Consider the following 20683-nt stretch of genomic DNA (forward strand, 5'->3'; position numbering starts at 1 on the left):
TAGTAAGATTTTAAACATGATGACAGGGTGAAAGGCACTTTCGCCACGGTCACTGCTATGGACATGGCGTAGGGTGTGTTCGATACTTTGCCAGTTGATTAGGTTATGTAGTTCATCGAGTTCTTCGATGGCTTTGTGAGCGTTAATGAGACTGTCTGCTAGGGAGAGTTGCCCTGTTTGTTTCCATGCCATATTCGTGTCTTTTGCCATCTGTTTGATTTTACTGTATTATATCACTTTTACAAACTTTTGTGCATTTGTTCGTGCAAAGGTTTCTTAAATCTATTTCGGCATTGATTTTTTTAATCATGGCTATTGATAGACCCAATACACGGGGGATAAAAAAGGCGCAAGAGAGATTTGCGCCTTTTTGGGGTACAGCAAACACTTACGCCAGTTTATCACCGACTTGCGCCTCATCGGGTAGGGTGATGAGCGTCAAGCCTGTTTTGGGATCGCCTGCGGACAAAATCATGCCTTGGGAGATACCAAACTTCATCTTGCGGGCAGCAAGGTTGGTCACGCAAATGACCTTTTTGCCAACCAACGCCTCAGGCGCATAAAATGCGCGAATACCGCTAAACACATTGCGCGGCGTGTCTTCACCAACATCAAGCGTAAAGCGCAAAAGCTTGTCTGCACCCTCGACATAATCACATGCCAGCACCTTGGCAACTTTCATCTCAACCTTGGCAAAATCCTCAATACCGATGGTATCGGTGGTATGCTCGTTGGCTGTTTGGGTGGATGGGTCGGGGTTGGCAGGCGTGTGCGCTTGCGGCGCGCTGACGGTGGCTAAGTCTTGTTTGGATGCGTCAATCATCGCGTCGATTTGCGTTTGTTCGATACGCTGCATGAGCGGTTCAAAGCGGTTAATGGCATGCCCCAATAGTGGTGTATGGCGGCTAGCAAAGTCTAGCGATTCGATGTTTAAAAACGCCTGCGCCTTGGCGGTAAGCTGCGGCAACACGGGCGCAAGATATACCATCAACTGGCGAAAAACATTGAGCGCAACGGTACAAATCGCTTGTACCTCGGCTTGGTTGCCGTCAATTTTATTAAGCGCCCACGGTTTTTTGTCATCAATATACGCATTGGCTTGGTCGGCACATGCCATCACCAAACGCATGGCACGGCTAAATTCGCGTGCCTCATACGCGCGCGCAATCTCGTCGCCTGCGTCGATGACGGATTGAACAAGCTCAGGCTCTGCCAAGGTGTCCGCCAGTTTGCCGTCATGATTTTTGACAATAAACCCTGCGCTGCGGCTGGCGATATTGACGACCTTACCCACCAAATCGGCATTGACTTTTTGCATAAAGTCTAACAAATCAAGGTTGATGTCCTCAACTGTGGCTGATAGTTTGCTGGCAAAATAGTAACGCAAATATTCAGGGTTTAAATGCTCAAGATAGGTGGCTGCCTTGATAAACGTGCCGCGGGATTTGCTCATTTTTTCGCCATTGACCATCAAAAAGCCGTGCGCATTGATGGTGGTTGGGGTGCGAAAGCCTGCGCCCTCTAGCATGGCAGGCCAAAACAGCGCGTGAAAATACACGATATCTTTGCCGATAAAATGATGCACCTCGCTGTGCTCGGCGGCTGGTTTTGCCCAATAATCGTCAAAATTTAGCCCCGTACGCGCGCACAGATTGGCAAAACTTGCCATATAACCGACAGGCGCGTCCAGCCACACATAAAAATACTTGTCCTCGGCATCAGGGATTTGAAAACCAAAATACGGTGCATCGCGGCTGATATCCCAACGCGCCAGCCCTGCATCAAACCATTCTTGTAGTTTGTTGGCAATCGAGGTTTGCAAGCGGCCGTCTTGGCGCGTCCAGTTTTGCAAAAACGTTTCAAAATCAGGCAAATTAAAGAAATAATGCGTTGAGGTCTTGAGCACAGGCGTGCTACCTGACAGCGTTGAATACGGTGCAATCAGCTCGGTGGCCTGATAAGTTGTGCCGCAAACCTCACAGTTATCGCCGTATTGGTCTTTGGCATGGCATTGTGGGCATTCCCCCTTGACAAAACGGTCTGCCAAAAACAAGCCCACTTCGTTGTCATACAGCTGCTCAACCTCACTGGTTGAGATATGCCCTGCGTCGCGCAGGCGTTTATAAATCAGCTCGCTGTAGTGGCGGTTTTCGGGGCTGTGGGTGGAATAATAATTGTCAAACCCGACCAAAAACCCTGCAAAATCGCGTTCGTGCTCAGCTTTAACCTCGGCAATCAAGGCTTCGGGTGTGACGTGGTTGGCTTGAGCCTTGAGCATAATCGCCGTGCCGTGCGCATCATCGGCGCACACATAGTGCACACTGTGCCCCAAAGCACGCATGGCGCGTACCCAAATATCGGTTTGGATGTATTCGACCAAATGCCCAAGATGAATTGGCCCATTGGCATAGGGTAGGGCGCTGGTTACTAAAATTTTTCTCACAAGTCACCTGTTGTTGCTGCGTTTGTCTGTGAGCCGTTATGATAGCCTAAAATCGGTTTTTTTGCTGCCTTGATTTTTTACCCGTGCAAATGTTGCTGTGGTTAAAATGGCTTCACGTTTTGACAGCAAAAATAGTCAATCAAACGCAGCCCAAAACATTGAAACCGCATGGCATAAACGTCATGTAACGCTGATATCAGATAGATAAAACCGTTTTGGCGTAATCCGCCGATAAAAAAAAGTCAAATCAAAGCGCGGCCAAAGTTGTTGGGCTGTGCCAACACGACCCAGTAGGCAAAAACCGCTTGATAGCAAACTGGCTAAACACAAATTGGCTAGCAATCAGCTGCCAAACCACCCACAAGAGGCATTATGTTTAACTTTTTAAAACCCAAATCCGCCGCGCCATCGCCCAACCCAACCCAGCCCACCGCGCAGCCGACCACCCTGCCACCTACCACCAATGCCGCACCCGAAGCCCCCATCACCAAACGCGCGCCGACCCAAGCCGACCTTGCGCCCCATCCTCGCATTCGGCATATCGTGGTGGTTGCCTCAGGCAAAGGCGGTGTTGGCAAATCCACCACCACCGTCAATCTTGCGTTGGCACTACAGCAGCAGGGCTTGCGCGTTGGTATATTGGACGCGGATATTTATGGCCCCAGCGTGCCTGCGATGCTGGGTGTGGCAGGTGTGCAGCCAGCGCTTGAGAACGAACAATTTGTGCCGATTGAGGCGCACGGGCTTGCCATGTTGTCGATTGGCAGCCTACTGACGGATGACACCATGCCGATTGCATGGCGAGCGTCCAAAGCAACGGGCGCGCTGATGCAGCTGTTTGGGCAAACCAACTGGCCGCAGCTTGACTATTTGTTGATTGATATGCCGCCTGGTACGGGCGATATTCAGCTCACACTTGCGCAGCGCATTCCTGTGACGGGCGCGGTGATTGTGACCACACCGCAGCACATCGCGCTGTTGGATGCGCAAAAAGGCGTGGAGCTGTTTAACAAAACCCAAATTCCTGTGCTTGGCATCGTGGAGAACATGGCGCTACATGTGTGCAGCCAATGCGGTCATACCGACGCGATTTTTGGGCAAGGCGGCGGTGCGGACATGGCGGCGCGTTACGGTGTGCCGCTATTGGGGCAGTTGCCGTTGGCGGCAGGCATTCGCGAGCACATGGACGCAGGCACGCCATCGGTGGCGGCACAAGATGCGTTTGCGCCGTATTATCGCCAAATTGCCGAAAATGTGGCGAAAGCCGTCGCCAAAGTCGCCAAGCCTGTTGATAATCAGCGGATTTTTTAGCGCATGGTTTGTAGAACAATCAACGCAACGGCTTGTGGAACGCTTAGCCAAACAACTTAGCAAAATCTAAGCGTTCGGCAAACGGCTCGGCTTGCAAACTAAAATACGGCGACCATTCGGCACGATAGCCACCTGCACCGCCGTCAATGGCTGTTAGCGTCGCTGTCACGCCAAGCGGCACGCTGACCCGACTTGGCACATGCCCAAACGGAAAATCGGTATAAATCGGCAAGCCCGTTTGCATATGCAAATACGCCATCACCGCCGCCAAATCATAATCGCTGGCGTACGCATCCACCAGCTTACCCATGCTAAATTGCCCAAGTAGCAAGGCCTGCTGACGCGCCAACACACCGCTTAGGCGCAACGTTTGTAACATACGCTCCAATCGATACGGCTGCTCACCGATATCCTCAAGCAGCAAAATGCCATCATCAATCTGCGGCAAATACGGCGTACCGACCAACGATGACAGCACCGTCAGATTACCGCCCCACAGCGTGCCTGTGATGGCGGCTTGCGCACCGTGCGCGATATGCGCTTGTGGTGTGGTGACGTGCACATTGAGCGGCAGCCCGTGGCACAAATCAACAAAACGCTGCATGGTAAAGGCATTGGGGACAGGCGCGCCAAAATCGCCGCTTAGCATCACACCGGCTGCCGTTGGCAAGCTGCCATGCGCCAACAACGCCAGCGCAATGGCTGTGATATCGCTAAAACCCAGCACCAGCGTGCCGCGCGCTGCCAATTTGGCCGCAAGCGTGTGCCATTCAGCGGCCGTCAAGCCATCAAGCAGCCGCATTGCACCATAGCCACCGCGCACACTCAGCACGATTTTGGGCAACGCTGCCTCTGGCAGGGTAAGCAAGTCACGCAAATCCGCCAGCCGCTCAGCATCCTTGCCTGCAAAACGCTGACAACGCCGCGTCACCACCTGCGGATTGATGACATAAAACCCTGCCGCAATCAGCCGTGCCAGTGCGCGCTCATTGCGCGCCGCCTCCACGCTAAAGCCCGATGGCGCAAGCAAATACAATGGCACGGCCTGCCCACGACGCGCGGCATTTTTGGCTAAAATATCTTGAAAATCTGGCGTAAAATCCGCAACTTGCATATGATATAGCACAACTGAATAATAACTTAGCCGCCCAGCCGCTAATCGGGTAAATCCATCTTGCCGCCTGCGTCTTGCGTCATACCGACATAAAACACGCCCGTGGCAACAAGGCTTGAAAAACCGACAAACAGCGCGTCAAACGGTTTATGCAACCACCAAAGATTAATACCCGTAAACACCACACACGCTGCGCCAAAAAACACCGCCAACCAGCCCAGCTGCGCTTGTTGATGTAGCGCGCGTCTGCGTTGCTCATAGCCATAAAAACGCAGTGCCACACCGCAGCCGTACGCCACCACACCCAGCATCAGCCAGTTTAAAAAGCCCATTTGTTGCCTGCCTGTTGTTTGTGTTAAACCGTTTTGACGTTCGCGCCTTCGCACGCCACGTGATAAATGGTGTTGCTACCGCGATAAATATACGCCAAATACGCGCTGTCAAATTGCGGATTGAGCCGCGCAAAGCTATCAGTCACCTTGGCCAACACCAGCACGCGATCAGGCCGCGCCAACACCGCCTGCAAATAGCGTTGCTCATCTGCCTTGATGTCAAAATAGCGCGGCAATTCGGCGCTGTCATCGGCGTGGGCAGGCGTGAGCACCTCAAGCGGTTCGGGGTTGTCCCAGTCTTGGGTCGGGTCATTAAAGCGGCGCATTTGCATCTGATAACCCGTGCCGTTGCGGCTGATTTTGATTTGCGCAGGCTCATCATGGCTGACGGTGTAGCAGCCAACCAATACGTCTTGCGCCTGTGTTTGCGCATGGGTGGGAGCGTTGGCAGATGGATCAGACGGCTGACACGCACCGAGTACGGCAAGTGCTGCGCCAACCATCAATGATTTGGTATAAACACGCATGAAATAAGATGCTGGTGGCATTCCAAAATGGCATTGGTAAAATTGAACGTGGGCGATATTTTGACTTGCTCCCCTGCCTAAAGCAAGGGGGTTTTTTTACAAGACGGTCAGACTTGCCGCCTACGGGCAATTTAGCCTTCACTTAACGGTTGTTGTAAGACCCTGACTATATAAGATGAGTATAGCAAAACTTATGGCATGGAACAAATTTTCATACGTTTGCAGGATTATCAAGTTGCCGAAAGCTTGCGCCTAAAGACACAGATTTAGGGCAACGCGGCTGACAGCGGTTTGGGCGGCATTTGTTGGTTAAAGCAAATTTTGCTATAATCGTTTAAATTTTCTCAAGTTTTAACTGTGCAGCGAACGCTAGCCAAACACCCCAACGCCCGTCAAATTACGCTTGTTGCATAAAATTGCCAAAGCATCTGTCGGGGCTAGCTCCCTAGGCCGACAGTTTTGCTCATCCATCATCCTTTTGATTTGCGGAAGTCCAAATTTGCCAAAAACAGCCTCCAGCCCCGTCCAGCGGCCTATTTTACCGCCGCTTGTTCAACATGTCTTAGCCTATACCGACGGCGCGTGTCGTGGGAATGGCAAAATTGCAGGCGGCGCAGCAGGCGGCTATGGCGCGGTGATTATCATGCCGACAGGTGAGCAAATCGACATTTGCGGCGGCGACAGAGCAACCACCAACAACCGCATGGAGCTACAAGCCGTCATCACCGCTTTGCAGCATACGCCGCGCGATATGCCGCTGGAGCTGTGGTCTGATTCTAAATATGTGCTAGACGGCATCACCCAATGGATTAACGGCTGGAAAACCAAAAACTGGCGCAATGTCAAAAATGTGGAGCTGTGGCAACGGCTGGATGAATTGCGCCGTGGACGGCAGGTGCATTGGCGTTGGGTCAAGGGACATGCAGGGCAGGTGGGCAACGAGTATGCCGACCGTCTTGCCAACCAAGGCATTGATAATTTGCCAAACACCTTTAGCAAAATTGCTTATCCTGCGGCAACCGCGCAGCCGACCCCACATTCACCACCAACCAATCGACCGACTATGCCAACCATTGAGCCCATACACCCCGGCCCCACATCCGCCACAGGCAGCGCGATGACCGATGCAGACTGGCAAGCGTTAAATACCGCGTATAACCATTTACCCGATGACATAAATCCTACCAATATCAACCATAGCCATGACGATTCACTGCGCGCGCCTAACCAAGCAGCGCCATCCAATGCGTCATCATCAGCCATACCGCCACACAATGCACCGCTGGCGAACACGCCAACACAGGTGGCAGATATGGCGGCGTTTGTCAATGCCCAAGGCGTGTTTGTGGCACAAGACGATGCCTTGCAGGCGCGTCGCCCGATGTTTGATGGGGTGACCAACGCGCCCAATCCGACGTTTGTGCCGTTATTGCCCATCGCCAAACACAGCGGACGCGGCAACCGTCAGTTGATTTTGGACACCGAAACCACAGGCACCGACCCCCAAAGCGGTGACCGTATCGTGGAGGTTGGTATTGTTGAATTGATCAACCGCCGCTTTACAGGCGAAAAACTACACGTTTATATCAACCCACAGCGCGATATGTCTGATGAGGTCATCAACGTGCACGGGATTTACCCCGAGTTTTTGGCGCAGATGCCGACGTTTGCCCAAGTTGGGCAGGCGATTTTTGACTTTATCCAAGGCGCAGAATTGGTGGCACACAATGCCAGCTTTGATATGAACTTTTTGCAAGCCGAGTTTGAGCGTATGGGCTTGCCAGATATCAATGAGCGTGTGGCGGTGGTTGATAGCCTTGCCATCGCCAAGCAGATGTATGCAGGGCAGCGCAACTCACTGGACGCGCTGGTCAAACGCCTAGATGTCGGCAAGCAGGACCGTACCTTTCACGGGGCATTGCTGGATGCCGAGATTTTGGCGGAGGTTTATTTGGCGATGACGGGCGGGCAGGTCGCGCTGGCGATTGATGAGGAAATCGGCGGCGGCACGGGCAGCCATCGGCGTTTTGACGTGCCTGTCAAACGTTACACCGCCAATGCCGCCACCGAAGCGGCGCACCGCGCGTGGCTAGATGCGCAGCGCGAACAATACGCGGCACTGCCCGAAGGTTGGTAACCGCCCAAAGCCGCTATTGCTTGTTGTCTTTTAGCTGGTTTAGTGAGGCGGTGTCAAGCTTGATGTCGTTATTGGTGACGGGGGTGGTTTCGATGACTTGCTCAGGCACAAAGCGCACCTGTAGCTTGGCAGGTGGGCGGTTGGGATAACGCGCTTGGCTTAGCGCGATAATCTGCTGCTCCATATCGTGCACATCTTGATAGCTGGGCGGTGTTAAGCCTTGCAATACCACCCGAATCAGATACGGCTTGGTGGCGGTCGGGTCGTCAGGCGTTTGGCTTAAGCCTGCTTTTTTCTCACTGACATCAAAGCTGGTGCTGACCACATAGCTGGGTTGATTGGCAATGCCTTGTTCGATGATGGTTTTGACCGCCGCTTCATAGTTTTGCTGCTGCATTTTGTGCTGAAAATTCACCGCCAAATAAACACTAATCGCAATCAGCAGTGTCAAAGACACCGCATTGCGGCGGATAAACAACAACGCTTGCCGCCATTTAGAGCCTTTGGCTTGCTCATCTTGCGTTTCATCAATATCGAGCCTACGAAAACCTGCCACCCACAACACCAGCGCATTGGTAAACTGAATGGCCAAAATGTTGGTCAAAGTCAAAACCAGTGCGCCCAACGCCAGCCGATACTGCCCCGTTGCCAGCAAAATTCCGCTGGCTGTCAAAGGCGGCACCAACGCGGTTGCCACCGCCACACCGACCACCGCCACAGGCAAGTTGGGCGAGATGATTGCATACGCGCCTGCCGTACCGCCTGCCAGTGCTACTACCACATCCATGGTGTTGGGCGCGGTACGTGAGATAATCTCTTGGCTTAGCGCCTGCTCAGGATGCAGCCAGCCCAGCACCATACCGATGGCATAAATCAACAAGCCACCTGTCGCAAGCGTAAACAACGATTTTTTGAGCAAGGCAAAACGCGCGTCAATAATCGCCAGCGCGATGCCGCTAATCGGGCCCATCAACATAGCCACCAACATCGCGCCAATGACCACGGCAGGCGAATTTGCCAGCAGCCCAAAGCCTGCAATCACCGCCGCCAAACCATTGAGCAGATAAAACGTGCGCGTTGGCAGTGCGCCTGATTCGATGTTCAGGCGCACTTGGCGGTAGTCAATCGCCTGTTCGCTGTGTTTTTTGGCAAGAAATTGTTTAAATGCCTCGTACTGTTCTTCTTGCTGCGCCTTAAGCTGTTTGGCAACCTCAGCGTTGATATCTTGGTCAATGGCTGCACGGGACAGCGCAGCTTGGGTGGACTGGGCGGACTGCTTGGCAGGCGTGTGGTCAGCGTCTGGGTGCTGTGCTGCGTCCTTTTCGTCTGCATTGGCATTGCTGCTAAGCTGCTCATCAACGGCTTGCGCCACCACTTCGATGGTCGCTTTATCAAAGCCTTGTTGGGTGAGCTGCTCGATATCATCCTCAGTCAAAACGTCTTCGTCGTCATCGGGTTTTGGCTTGGTTTGGCTGTGGGCGGTCGGCTGATGGACTGGGTGCGTGGGCAAAACAGCAAGCGGCCGTTGGTTTGCTGGTGCAATATACTGAAAAATTTGTTGGGCTAAGGCGTTGTGAGCAGATGGTTTGGCAGGGTGTGGGCTGGGTAAATCGGGGTGGTCTTGGTCAGTCATGATGGGTCAAAATTTTATAAAAAAGTCAATGACAAAACAGCATGTTTTTAATGGTATAGTTCATATTCATAAAGGCTTTAAACAGCCAATTCATGGCCGGCTGCCAGCAAGATGCTGCGCCTATTGTGCCAAAAACTTGCCGCGATTTGGATAAATTTTTGCATAAATTGCTGCGAGATAATAAAAACTGGCTTATACTGATAACATTTAAGCGTTTTTCACCCAACAAAACTGCCACCTAATCTAACCCATTTAGCCAAATTAACCAAAAAGCTAGGACATCACAATGCCAACCGCCCAATCTGTAACCAATTATTTGTCTGCCAGTAACTTTGATTTGCCATCGTTGCACCTGCTACGCAGCGAAATCAGCGGTATTTTAAATGACGGCGAGCGTCATCTAAGCGCATTTAACGATGATGCCGAGCAGTACGCTGCGTTGATGGATTCGGTTGAGACATTGCGCCAGCTTACGCAGGTGTTTCGCTTGATTAATCTTGAGGAAGCAGCGGTGCTGGCAAGCACGCTTGCTGATGGCTTTTTGCAGCTGTATGAGGCGCATGAGGACGCGGACGAGACCTTGATGATGCACGTGTCTGAGGGCATGATGCTGCTTGGGCGGTATGTTGAGTTTGTGTTGCTCAAGCAAACCATCGCGCCTGCGTTGCTGTTGCCGATTACCAACCAACTGCGCGAGGATTTGGGGCAGCATCCACTGGTATTGGACGATTTAAGCGACAGCAAAACCAGCAGCCTGGCGATTGCCAACCCCGAGCAAAATTTTCAGTCATTGCGTGATGTTCACATCGACGGGCAAGACATTGACAAGCTTGCCACCGCATACCGTGCAGGTTTGAGCGTCGCCTTGATGGCCAAACACCCACCAACCGACCCCGATGCCTTACAACAATTGGCTGCCATGCAAGCGGCGTGTACCTTGATTGCGCAGCACACCTCAAGCCTGTTTTGGCAAGCGGTGGCGGCAAGTGTGACGGATTTGGCTCACGCCTTGCCATTAAATAACGTACAAAAACGCGCGCTGATTTTTGCCGAGCAGCAATTTCACGATTATTTGCCAGTCAATGACGCGCGTTTTGCCGATTTGGTGCAGTTTGCCAGCCTGCGCGATGGGCAACTGGCGCAATCTGTTATGCAAAAGGTACGCGGCAACACTTTGGATGATGCGCAATTGGCAGACATGCGGCGGTTTTTGCTTGGGCCTGATTGTCAGGTCACCGACACGTTAAATGACTTAATTCAGCAAGAGATTGAGGCTATCAAAACCGCAAGCGACACTTACACGCGTGAGCAAAACCTCAACGCACCCGAGCAGGCGCTAAATGACATGGTGGAGCGGTTAGAGCATTTGCGCTTGATTTTTAAAATGCTTGACTTGCCTGAAGCCAGCACCGCACTTGCCGCCCAGCGTGATGCGGTCAAAGGCTGGACACAGGCAAGCCCCGAAGACTACGACAACCTGTTGGCAAGCTTGATGGTTGCTGAGAATGCGTCGATTGAGCTGGCGCGCAGTCATACCCCCGGAGCATCGCTGATACCGCTGCACAACAAGCGCATTTCTTTGCACCAGTTGGACCGTGCGTATAACACGCTGATTCAAGAAAGCCGCGCGTCGATTGCTGCCATCGAGACCGCGTTTAACGATTATCTTGCCGCCGCACAGCCTGATATCACCCATTTGGCAAACGTCGCCACGCTGCTGCGCCAAGTGGCAGGCGCGTGCCAGTTTTTAAACCTGCCCCAAACCGCCAAAATGCTCAAGCGCGCAGCAGAGCACTCTGACACGGTGCTGCAGCACACAGGCAGCACCAATGCTGAGCGTTTGGCGCGCATGGCAGATGTCATCATGGCGGCGGATTATTATTTAGAAAGCCTTGAGGCGCACAAACCTGCCAGCCCACACGCGGTCAAAGTGGGGCAAAATAGTCTGCGTGCATTGATGGCGGCGTAATTGGACATTACCCTGTATGTCACAAAATGCAGCAAACCTACGCTGGCTGATTCATGAGGGCGACAGTTTTGCCGAGTGTGCCGGTAAGGTGCTGTTTTCGCCCGATGATTTTGGGGTATCGGTGACCCAGACCGCAGATTGGCAAGCGCGCGGCTTATCCGTTGGCAAGTTTGCCTATCAGGGTCAAGCCTTAAACGTCTGGGTGATTCGCCGTGCCGATGTTGGCGCAATGCCAGATATGACATTTAGCCCACTGCGCGATTTGATCGCGTGGGCAGACAGCGATACCGCCCAGCTTTTGACCAAAGCACGCCAGCTACTGCGCTGGCAAGATGAGCACAAATTTTGCAGCCGCTGTGGCAGCCCGACGCAGACCCGTGCCGAATCTGCTGCAGCGATTTGCCCCAAGTGCCGCTACCGCCAATACCCACGTATCCAGCCGTGTACCATCACCGCCGTCTTACGCACGATAGACGGCGCGCCGCATATTTTATTGGCGCAGCACCACCGCGCCCAGCAATCGGGCATGTATAGCCTGTTGGCAGGCTTTGTTGAAGTCGGTGAAACGCTTGAGCAATGTGCTATGCGCGAGGTGGGCGAGGAGGTTGGCATTGTGGTCAATAACTTGCGCTATCTTACCAGCCAGCCGTGGGCGTATCCCAGTAACTTGATGGTGGGTTTTGTGGCGGATTTTGTCAGCGGTGATATTGTGTGGGATGTCAGCGAGCTGACCGACGCACGGTTTTTTGACTTGGCAAAACTCAACACGCAAGACAATGCCACGCCAACCGATGACAGCCCACGACTGCCAGCCAAAGGCACGATATCGCGCTGGATGATTGAGCAGCTAAAGCAGCAGCTTACCAAATAAGCGTTTGTCAAATCACATGATGGTTGATTATAATTCACGGTTTGACCCATCGTTCAACCGTTGATTACCGTCTTTGCGTTATGCCCAGTTTGTTTGACCGCCTGCCTGCGTTGTTTGCCCGTTTGCACTTAACCGCGCAACCGCCCACCACGCAAGCCCAAATCGCCGCGATTGATGCCGTGTTGCCACAAACCCAATGCGGCTTATGCGGTCATGCCGATGGCTGTTTGCCGTATGCCACTGCCATTGTGACGAAAGGCGAGGCTTACAACCAATGCGTACCAGGTGGGCAGCCCGTTGCCGATGCCATTGCCGCGCTGCTCAACCAGCCAAGCCTACCTGCCGTACCATCAAAATGGCCAACCGACCCCGTCAGTCACCGCCCCGCTGAGGTGCGTGCCGTCATTCGCGAGGCTGATTGCATTGGCTGCACCAAATGTATCACCGCGTGCCCCGTTGATGCCATCATCGGCAGTGGCAAACACATGCACACGATTTTTGCCGATTGGTGCACAGGCTGTGAGCTGTGTTTGCCACCGTGCCCTGTGGACTGTATTGATTTGTACCCCGTCGCGCCCACGCCTGCGGCTAAGCGTCCTGCCCAACAAGCGGATTTGCGCGCGCGTTATCACGCCCATCTACGCCGTGTTGAGCGTCAAGTCAATGACCAGCAAAACGCCCAGCCCGTTGTCAGTATGGTACAAGCCAAACTCAACGACACCAAAATTGACATCAACGCAAATCAAGCCAAAACCACCATTGAGGCGGCAAAACTGCGCACCCAAATCAAAAAACTTCAAAAACAACTTGCCGTACGCGCAAACCCAGCCAAGCAAGCCGAGCTTGAACGCTTGCTGGCAGAACTGGCAGCCTTACAGCCGCCGACCGACTAAATTTGTCCATTATCAAACACCATACCATCCCGATGCCCAACCCACAAACCACCAAGCCTGCGCGTATCACCCACAAAACCGCGCAAACACCGCCATCACCGCGTATGCCCGATGCCTGCGTGCCACCGTTTTTTGCCAAACTTGCCGCCACCATCGGCAAGCCACAGACCGAGCTTGAATACCGCAGCGATTTTGAATTGTTAATTGCCGTGATACTATCCGCGCAAGCCACCGATGTTAGCGTCAATCAGGCCACGCGCAAGCTGTACGCTGTTGCCAACACACCGCAAGCCATATTGGCATTGGGTGAAGATAAGCTCAAAGACTACATCAAAACCATCGGGCTATATAACGCCAAAGCACGTAACATCATTAAGACCTGTCAAGATTTATGCGATAAATTTGGCGGACAAGTGCCTGACAATCGCACCGATTTAGAAAGTCTGGCAGGTGTGGGGCGCAAAACCGCCAACGTGGTGCTCAATACCGCGTTTGGACAGCCGACGATGGCGGTGGACACGCATATTTTTCGCGTTGGCAATCGCACGGGACTGGCGACGGGCAAGACCGTGCGTGTTGTTGAAGATGGGCTGGTGGCGCGCATTCCCGATGACTACATGATGGACGCGCACCATTATTTGATTTTGCACGGGCGCTACACCTGCAAAGCGCGCGCGCCGCAATGCGGCAAATGCCCCGTGTTTGAGGAATGCCAATTTCCACAAAAAGCCGCGTTTGTTGAGGTATGACCAGACGTTGTGCCGAAATTTTGCCGCAAGGCTTGGCATAAGCGGCTAAATGCCAAACACGAATAACGCGCACGCAAGATAGCAGTTGGCAAATGCACAATTTTGCGGTAGGCTATGGCAGTTTTCGCCACATGTGGGTGAATTTTTAGACCGATTGAAACAATTTTTAACCAAAAAAAGGACGCAACATGGCAGACTTTAACCAAATCCTAGACGCAGGTGATGTCGATAGCGGCGTGATCAACGTGGTTGTTGAAATTCCTGCAGGTTCATGCAACAAAATCGAATGGAATCGCAAATTGGGCGTGTTGCAACTTGACCGCGTTGAGCCAAAATTGTTTGCCAAACCAACCAATTATGGCTTTATCCCACAAACCTTGGATGAAGACGGCGACGAGCTTGACGCGCTTATCATCACCCAAGATCCCCTGCCCACAGGTGTGGTCATGGAAGGCAAAATCATCGGCGTGATGAAGTTTGTTGATGATGGTGAAGTCGATGATAAAATCGTCGTCGTACCTGCCGATGACCGCAACAACGGCAATGCCATCAGCACATTGGCGGACTTGCCTGCGCAGTTGATTAAGCAAATTGAGTTCCACTTCAACCACTACAAAGACCTCAAAAAAGCAGGTACGACCAAGGTTGAGCATTGGGGCGATATCGAAGAAGCCAAACAAGTGATTAAAGAATCACAAGAACGCTGGACACAGCAGGCCTAAGCTTAGGCGATGCGTTACCATCAGACCCCATTGCCCAACGGCGATGGGGTTTTTTGCCTAAGGGCTCAACCTGTCTGGGCAAAACGGTTGCTATTTAAAGACCGATTTTTTACAATGGCGCGGTTTGGCAAACATCGGCAGGTTTATGCGTCGCTGTTTGTCGGGTCAATAATGATTGTAAAAGGTTTAAGCCCATGACCGCTGTGCCAAGGTTGTATCGTGTTGCCGTAAGCGTGCTTGCGCCCTTATATCGCGCCAAGCTGCGCGTCAAGCGCGCGCCCACCCGTGAGATTGGCGAGCGGTTTGGCAAGGGCTATGCCGAGGTACGTACCGCGCGCCCGCTGATTTGGTGTCATGCGGTGTCATTGGGTGAAACCAACACGGTAGCGCCGATTTTGCAAGGTCTGTTGGCGGCAGGTTATGCACTGTGGATTACCAACACCACCCAGACAGGTCATGCGCGCGTTGGGCAGTTGTTTGCCGATGAGCAGGCGGCAGGTACGGTGTACCAAAGTTTTGTCCCTGTCGATAACGCAGCGGTCATTGAGCGTTTTTTGGCGCATGTCAAGCCCATTGCGGCTTTGTTTGTCGAAACCGAGCTGTGGGCGATAACGCTGGCAAAGCTTAACAAACAGCAGATTGCCAGTATTTTGGTCAATGCGCGGCTATCGGATAAGTCGTTTCGCGGCTATCAGCGCGCCAAACGCACAAGCCAAAGCATGATGGACAATTTGACGCTGATTATCGCGCAGGACAAGGACTCTGCCAAACGCTTTCGCCAGTTGGGTGCGCGCAGTGACAAAATCCGTGTCGCAAGTTCACTCAAATGGTCAAGCAAAACCAATCCGTTGATGATACGCCGTGCCATGCGCTTGCAGGAGGATTGGCAGCTTACGGCGCGGCAAGTCATCGTTGCTGCCAGTACCCATGCAGGCGAAGAGGCGTTGATTTGGCAGGCGGTGCAAGCCTTGCCCAACGCACAGCAGATTTTACTGATTATCGTGCCGCGCCATCCTGAGCGTTTTGACGAGGTGGCACAATTTTTAGCCGAGCAAACAGGCAATGCCGTGCCGCGTCGTAGCCAACATGCCGCGCCCAATGCACAAGATAGCGTGTATTTGGCAGATAGCATGGGCGAGCTTGGCGTGTGGTACGCGCTGGCGGATATCGCGCTGGTGGGTGGGTCGTGGGTGGATATCGGCGGACACAATCCCATCGAGGCGGCCGTGGTTGCCAAACCCATTGTCATGGGGCTATACACGCAGACGTGTCAAGCGATTGTTGATAAATTGCGTGCCGTGGGTGCATTGCAGCAAGCACCCGACGCGCCTGCGCTGAGCGCGGTACTAGCCGACTGGTTAGCCCATCCCGATGCAGCCGTGCTGGCAGGCAGGCAAGGGCAGTCACTGGCAAAACAGCACCAAGACGCGACTTACCAGCAGCTGGCGATGATTTTGGACGCTTTAGACAGCCATCATGAGCGACGCGTGGCAACCCAAGTGCGCTTGATTGACAACGCACCACCCATGGCGGCCAACGATAAAACCATCATCGATGATTTTACGCCCTAGGGGGTTTAATCATAAATGATTTAACCAAAGTGGCTGGTATGTACCAAAAACTGCCCACACAGCACGCTGACCGCGTTTTCGGTGCGTAAAATGCGCGTGCCAAGGCTGATAGGCGTAAAACCTTGGGCGGCAAATAACGCCACTTCATAATCAATCCAGCCGCCTTCCGCCCCGATGGCCAAAATCGTCGGTGTGGCCGTTAGCAGCTGGTCGGCCAGCGTTGCGCCAGCGTATGGGTGGGCAATCAAGCCTTGCTTGCCAGTCAGCAGCGTGGGCAATTCGTCTTCAACAAATGGCTTAAGGCGCGTGCGCAGGTGCACCGCCATCGGCACAGTGTCGCACGCTTGTTGCAGACCTTCGCGCACATAGTCATCAATTTGGTGCACAAGCGGTGATTGCCAGTAGCTTTTTTCACTGCGATAGCTATTGACCAAATACAACGTCTGCACGCCCATCGCCGTCATATCCAGCACCAAGCGGCGCAATACTTTAGGGCGCGGCAATGCCAGTATGACCGTCAAATCAAGCTTGCGCGGTGGCGCGGTTGAGCAGTCGATGTCGGCAAGCGTCACCGCGTCATCGCTGAGCGCAGCAACACGCGCTTGCCCGATAGGGCCGCCAAGCTTACCGACCTTAATGGTTTGCCCAACGCTTGCGCGTAGTACGCGGTTTAAATGCTCTACCACCGCGCGGTTAGTCAGCGTCAGCGCATCGGCGCAATCAGCAGGCAATAGCAACAAATTCATTGAATATCAAACACTTGCCGCAAATATGCCAAAAACGTGTCGTTGTCGGTCATGGTTTTACCGGGGCTATCGGATATCTTTGCCACCGATTGCCCGTTGCATTCGACCAGTTTTAGCACGATGTTAAGCGGTGTTTGCCCCATGTCATTGGTCAGATGCGTGCCGATACCAAAACCCAACTGAAAACGGTCGTTAAAATATTCGTACAACTCCCACGCCGACTCAAGCGTCAAGCCGTCGCTAAAGTTAAGCATTTTGGTCTTTGGGTTGATTTTAAGCCGTTTATAATGCTGATACGCCTTATCACCCCACACATATGGATCGCCGCTATCATGGCGCAAGCCATCAAACAGCTTGGCAAAATACAAATCAAAATCGCGTAAAAACGCATCCATGCCGACCACATCCGTCAAAGCAATGCCCAAGTCACCGCGGTATTCTTGCACCCATGCTTCCAGCGCCGCCTTTTGAAAATTGCGCAAGCGCACATCAAGCGCTTGAAATGCCTGCAAAAACTCATGCGCCATCGTACCAATTGGCGTTAGCCCCAACTCTTTGGCAAAATATACATTGCTCGTACCGCGAAAAATCTCAGGCACTTCTTTAAGCCGCTCAATGACATGACGTTGCCATGCAACACTGTAACGCCGCCGCGTGCCAAAATCCGACAGCAAAAACGGCGTTTCATTGGCCTGCATTCGCGTGCGGTAGTCTTTGAGCAAGGTGATTTTATGCGCCAGTCGCCGCTCACCTTCTGCCAACGCCGCCGCTTGGTCAAGCCTGCGAAAATACAGCTCATTGACAATGGCTAAGACATAAATCTCAAACATCATCGCTTGAATCATCGGGCCTTCAATACGAATATCGAGCCTGCCTGCGTCATCAATCGAGGCAACAATAAACCGCCGTTTGAGCTCAAACAACTCCAAATAATCGACAAAATCGCTTTTGATAAAACGCAAACCGCGCAAATACTGCAACTCATCAGCCGTAAAGCGCAACGTACACAGCGCGTCCAGCTCCGCATTCACGTCATCCAGCAAATCTGCCAGCGGATACGCCGCCTCAGCAAGATTGCGGCAACGGAATAAATAGACGCTATGGGTTTGCGGATATCTGTGCAACAGCACCTGCAGCATGGTAAATTTATACAAATCCGTGTCAAGCAGCGATTGAATAATCGGCATGATATGGTGTCCTATGGTGTCAATTTGGTATCAATCCATTTATGGTTTGGCGATGAATCACTCAATAATCAATGCAAACAAGCCAAAATTTAGCCTAAACCAATTTGGTAACCGCCTGTTTTTTCCACACAAACTGATAGTATAGCCCTTGTAGCACACTCATGGTGACAAAATTTGCCACATACGCCCACCAAATCCCCTCAAGCCCAAACCGCCGACTGAGCAAAAACGCGCTTGGCAGCTCAACCAGCACAATACTGGCAATGCTAATAAACATCGGCTGCCACACCATCCCCGTGGCACGCATCATCCCACTAAAAATCAGCCCCGTGCTAAACAAAATAATGCTCCACAGCACGATATGTAGCAAGTGCTGAGCCAGCGCAATCACACTGTCATCGGTGATAAACAGCGCCATCAAATACCGCGAAAACACATACGCCAGCACAATCAGCGCACCTGTAATCGCAACATTGACCATCAACGCCGTGCGCGTCACACCGTTGAGCGCATCTGCCTTGCCTGCGCCAATGGCTTGTGCCGCAAAAATCGACGCGGCAATCGCAATCGACACCGCAGGAAACTGCACATAGCTTAGCACCTGATTGACCGCGCCATACGCCGCCGTTGCGTGCGTGCCAAAGCGGTTGATCAAACCAATAATCACCAAGCCCGACACCGCCCCCGTCACCATCTGAAACGCCGTCGGCAAACCCAGCCGAATCACCTGACGCGCAATATCAGGCTGCACGCGGACATACGATAGCAACCTGCCATCTAGCTGCAGCGGATGATTTTTGCGCCGCGTGTACACCGCCAAAAACACCAACACCAAAAACTGTGACAGCAGCGTAGCAACCGCAGGCGCGTCGATGTCAATTTTAGGCAGCCCCAGCCAGCCTTGAATCAGCGCAGGCGTGACCACAAGCCCAATACCGATCGAAATCCCCACCGCCAGCAGCGGCGTGACCGAATCACCCACACCGCGCAGCAGCGACGTATAGGCAATAAACAAAAACAACAGCGGCGAACCTGCCAACATCAAATGCGCATAACGCGCCGCCATGCCCTGTATCTCAGCAGGCACGCCCATCTGCGCGATAATCGTCTGGCTAAACGTCGTGCCAAGCAGCGCAATCACAATGCCTAGCAGCCCAATAATAGCAAAGCTATTGCCCGTGATGCGCTTGACCAAATCCAAATCCTGCGCGCCCCACGCTTGCCCCAGTAAAATCGATGACCCCGACGCAATACCAATGATAAACGCCAACAAAAAAAACAACAATGGCGCAAACACCGTCACCGCGGCCACCGCTTGCACGCCCAGCAACTGCCCAACAAAAATGGTATTAATCGTACCCGACAGCGACTGCAAAATATTGGTCGCCAAAAGCGGCAACAAAAATACCAAAAACGGCTTCCACAGCGTTGCCACGGAATCAAAATTGGGTAGCGTAGAGGGTTTTTTCATACAAAGACCAACCACCTGTAGACGCGCCTAAAAATTGGGCGTTAGTATACGGGTTTTATTGGCAAAGTATAGCACCCAAATCCATCAAATCCGCCAGCCCACGGGCACAAATACCGCACAACAAAAAACGGCCAAAACCCTTGCTACATAAGGGTTTTGGCCGTCTAAAATATGGCGGAAGCTGAGAGATTCGAACTCAAAAACCCATATAAATCAAAACTGTTTCCGCTGAAAAATCTTATTTTAATCAATTACTTGATATATTTATGATTTCATTGAGCCAGCCCACGGCTAGCCCATGCAAATTATTTGTATAGAGTAGCTGGAACGGTTTGGAAACTAGGCGCATATTAATGGTGTTTTAGGGATTTGTAAAATTTTCAAACCGCAAAATAAAAAGGTTACAAAGGTTACAGAGTCAGAAAAATTTATTTAAGTAATTGATATTAATAATAAAAAACTTAAAATAAAAAGGTTGCAAAAAGGTGATTTTGAGGTTACATGCAACCTTTTAAAAAGGTTACTTGCCCAACAAATTAAATATTTGATTTTTATAGGTTTATTTTTATGTAACCTTTTTTGCAACTTTTTGTGACCGCCCAAAGGTTGCAAAATAAATTCAATATAAACAAAAGTTTAAGTGAAATTATCCGATTTTGTTACCTTGTAACCTTTTTTGCTGCTAATCGTGAGAGCGACCTCAATTTATCATCCAATTTTGCGTAAGTTTTTATTGCCTCAAGCCGCAACGTTTTGCATCACCGCATTTTTACCCAAATCTTTATTGTTGCGACCGTTGGCTCAATTTTTGATGCATAAAAATCACGTTTTTATGTATACCGCGTCCGCGCGGGAGGGAGCGGCCGACGTCTACACACGATCCAGCCGATTTTACGCGTTTGTTTTTATTGTGGCTTGCGTCTTGATGTCGCGCTGGACATTATTTTATTCGCGCATTGGCTTGCTACTGCTTGCGTGTAGAGCGATACTGTTCTCGTCGATAACGA

The 20683-nt window shown here is 52.0% G+C and carries 16 protein-coding genes and 1 pseudogene; 8 read left to right on the top strand and 9 right to left on the bottom strand.

What is annotated here, in order from left to right; translation table 11 throughout:
* On the bottom strand, positions 1-192 hold a 192-nt coding region (locus AC5L4R_RS06705; protein WP_494472339.1), incomplete at its 3' end, for a transposase.
* A gap of 196 nt (positions 193-388) precedes the next feature.
* The gene (metG, locus tag AC5L4R_RS06710) at positions 389-2443 is read right to left on the bottom strand and encodes a methionine--tRNA ligase (RefSeq protein WP_494473281.1); all 2055 of its coding nucleotides are present in this window, start codon (positions 2441-2443) and stop codon (positions 389-391) included.
* A gap of 399 nt (positions 2444-2842) precedes the next feature.
* Between metG and apbC the strand changes: the two are divergent.
* A pseudogene (gene apbC, locus AC5L4R_RS06715) lies at positions 2843-3754 on the top strand (iron-sulfur cluster carrier protein ApbC); the annotation flags it as partial.
* 43 nt (positions 3755-3797) lie between these two features.
* On the opposite strand, the gene AC5L4R_RS06720 reads toward apbC, so the two are convergent.
* From AC5L4R_RS06720 to AC5L4R_RS06730, 3 genes are read right to left on the bottom strand one after another with little or no spacing between them, the layout of a single operon-like run.
* Complete coding sequence (locus AC5L4R_RS06720; RefSeq protein ID WP_494473280.1) at positions 3798-4880, bottom strand: LD-carboxypeptidase; 1083 nt, start codon at positions 4878-4880, stop codon at positions 3798-3800.
* Positions 4881-4909: 29 nt separating this feature from the next.
* Positions 4910-5200 (bottom strand): hypothetical protein, encoded by a 291-nt coding sequence (locus tag AC5L4R_RS06725; protein ID WP_494473279.1) that lies wholly within the window; start codon positions 5198-5200, stop codon positions 4910-4912.
* Between the two features lie 23 nt (positions 5201-5223).
* The gene (locus tag AC5L4R_RS06730; protein WP_494473278.1) at positions 5224-5727 is read right to left on the bottom strand and encodes a hypothetical protein; all 504 of its coding nucleotides are present in this window, start codon (positions 5725-5727) and stop codon (positions 5224-5226) included.
* A gap of 499 nt (positions 5728-6226) precedes the next feature.
* On the opposite strand from AC5L4R_RS06730, the gene dnaQ reads away from it, so the two are divergent.
* Complete coding sequence (gene dnaQ, locus AC5L4R_RS06735) at positions 6227-7864, top strand: DNA polymerase III subunit epsilon (RefSeq protein WP_494473277.1); 1638 nt, start codon at positions 6227-6229, stop codon at positions 7862-7864.
* 13 nt (positions 7865-7877) lie between these two features.
* On the opposite strand, the gene AC5L4R_RS06740 is transcribed toward dnaQ, so the two are convergent.
* Positions 7878-9497, bottom strand: a complete 1620-nt coding sequence (locus tag AC5L4R_RS06740) for a DUF389 domain-containing protein (RefSeq protein ID WP_494473276.1) — start codon at positions 9495-9497, stop codon at positions 7878-7880.
* Positions 9498-9783: 286 nt separating this feature from the next.
* Here AC5L4R_RS06740 and AC5L4R_RS06745 point away from each other — a divergent pair, with 286 nt between their 5' ends.
* The 6 genes from AC5L4R_RS06745 (at position 9784) to AC5L4R_RS06770 (ending at position 16272) form a co-directional block, all read left to right on the top strand.
* A complete protein-coding gene (locus AC5L4R_RS06745) occupies positions 9784-11466 on the top strand; it encodes a hypothetical protein (protein WP_494473275.1) in 1683 nt (560 codons plus the stop codon).
* 16 nt (positions 11467-11482) lie between these two features.
* The gene (nudC, locus tag AC5L4R_RS06750) at positions 11483-12337 is read left to right on the top strand and encodes an NAD(+) diphosphatase (RefSeq protein WP_494473274.1); all 855 of its coding nucleotides are present in this window, start codon (positions 11483-11485) and stop codon (positions 12335-12337) included.
* Positions 12338-12417: 80 nt separating this feature from the next.
* On the top strand, positions 12418-13230 hold the full coding sequence (locus tag AC5L4R_RS06755; RefSeq protein ID WP_494473273.1) for an RnfABCDGE type electron transport complex subunit B: 813 nt from the start codon (positions 12418-12420) through the stop codon (positions 13228-13230).
* A gap of 104 nt (positions 13231-13334) precedes the next feature.
* Positions 13335-13979, top strand: a complete 645-nt coding sequence (nth, locus tag AC5L4R_RS06760; RefSeq protein WP_494473285.1) for an endonuclease III — start codon at positions 13335-13337, stop codon at positions 13977-13979.
* Between the two features lie 188 nt (positions 13980-14167).
* Positions 14168-14701: an inorganic diphosphatase gene (locus AC5L4R_RS06765; protein WP_494473272.1), complete on the top strand. Its 534-nt coding sequence runs from the start codon at positions 14168-14170 to the stop codon at positions 14699-14701.
* A 194-nt stretch (positions 14702-14895) separates the two neighbouring features.
* Positions 14896-16272 (top strand): 3-deoxy-D-manno-octulosonic acid transferase, encoded by a 1377-nt coding sequence (locus AC5L4R_RS06770; protein WP_494473271.1) that lies wholly within the window; start codon positions 14896-14898, stop codon positions 16270-16272.
* Positions 16273-16292: 20 nt separating this feature from the next.
* Here AC5L4R_RS06770 and AC5L4R_RS06775 read toward each other — a convergent pair whose 3' ends face one another.
* The 3 genes from AC5L4R_RS06775 to AC5L4R_RS06785 form a co-directional block, all read right to left on the bottom strand.
* The gene (locus AC5L4R_RS06775) at positions 16293-17018 is read right to left on the bottom strand and encodes a 16S rRNA (uracil(1498)-N(3))-methyltransferase (protein WP_494473270.1); all 726 of its coding nucleotides are present in this window, start codon (positions 17016-17018) and stop codon (positions 16293-16295) included.
* Positions 17015-18208 (bottom strand): nicotinate phosphoribosyltransferase, encoded by a 1194-nt coding sequence (pncB, locus tag AC5L4R_RS06780; protein ID WP_494473284.1) that lies wholly within the window; start codon positions 18206-18208, stop codon positions 17015-17017. Before pncB ends, AC5L4R_RS06775 begins: the two co-directional genes overlap by 4 nt.
* Positions 18209-18299: 91 nt before the next feature.
* Entirely contained in the window at positions 18300-19676 is a 1377-nt protein-coding gene (locus tag AC5L4R_RS06785) for an MATE family efflux transporter (protein WP_494473269.1), read from the bottom strand.
* Between the last annotated feature and the right edge of the window lie 1007 nt (positions 19677-20683).

Source organism: Faucicola sp. SE7633, assembly GCF_059264685.1.

Bases quoted from the DNA above. Each gene is read 5' to 3' on its own strand.
- AC5L4R_RS06725 (WP_494473279.1), bottom strand. From the start codon at position 5,200: ATGGGCTTTTTAAACTGGCTGATGCTGGGTGTGGTGGCGTACGGCTGC.
- AC5L4R_RS06730 (WP_494473278.1), bottom strand. From the start codon at position 5,727: ATGCGTGTTTATACCAAATCATTGATGGTTGGCGCAGCACTTGCCGTA.
- AC5L4R_RS06740 (WP_494473276.1), bottom strand. From the start codon at position 9,497: ATGACTGACCAAGACCACCCCGATTTACCCAGCCCACACCCTGCCAAA.
- AC5L4R_RS06745 (WP_494473275.1), top strand. From the start codon at position 9,784: ATGCCAACCGCCCAATCTGTAACCAATTATTTGTCTGCCAGTAACTTT.
- nudC (WP_494473274.1), top strand. From the start codon at position 11,483: ATGTCACAAAATGCAGCAAACCTACGCTGGCTGATTCATGAGGGCGAC.
- AC5L4R_RS06755 (WP_494473273.1), top strand. From the start codon at position 12,418: ATGCCCAGTTTGTTTGACCGCCTGCCTGCGTTGTTTGCCCGTTTGCAC.
- nth (WP_494473285.1), top strand. From the start codon at position 13,335: ATGCCCGATGCCTGCGTGCCACCGTTTTTTGCCAAACTTGCCGCCACC.
- AC5L4R_RS06765 (WP_494473272.1), top strand. From the start codon at position 14,168: ATGGCAGACTTTAACCAAATCCTAGACGCAGGTGATGTCGATAGCGGC.
- AC5L4R_RS06770 (WP_494473271.1), top strand. From the start codon at position 14,896: ATGACCGCTGTGCCAAGGTTGTATCGTGTTGCCGTAAGCGTGCTTGCG.
- AC5L4R_RS06775 (WP_494473270.1), bottom strand. From the start codon at position 17,018: ATGAATTTGTTGCTATTGCCTGCTGATTGCGCCGATGCGCTGACGCTG.
- AC5L4R_RS06785 (WP_494473269.1), bottom strand. From the start codon at position 19,676: ATGAAAAAACCCTCTACGCTACCCAATTTTGATTCCGTGGCAACGCTG.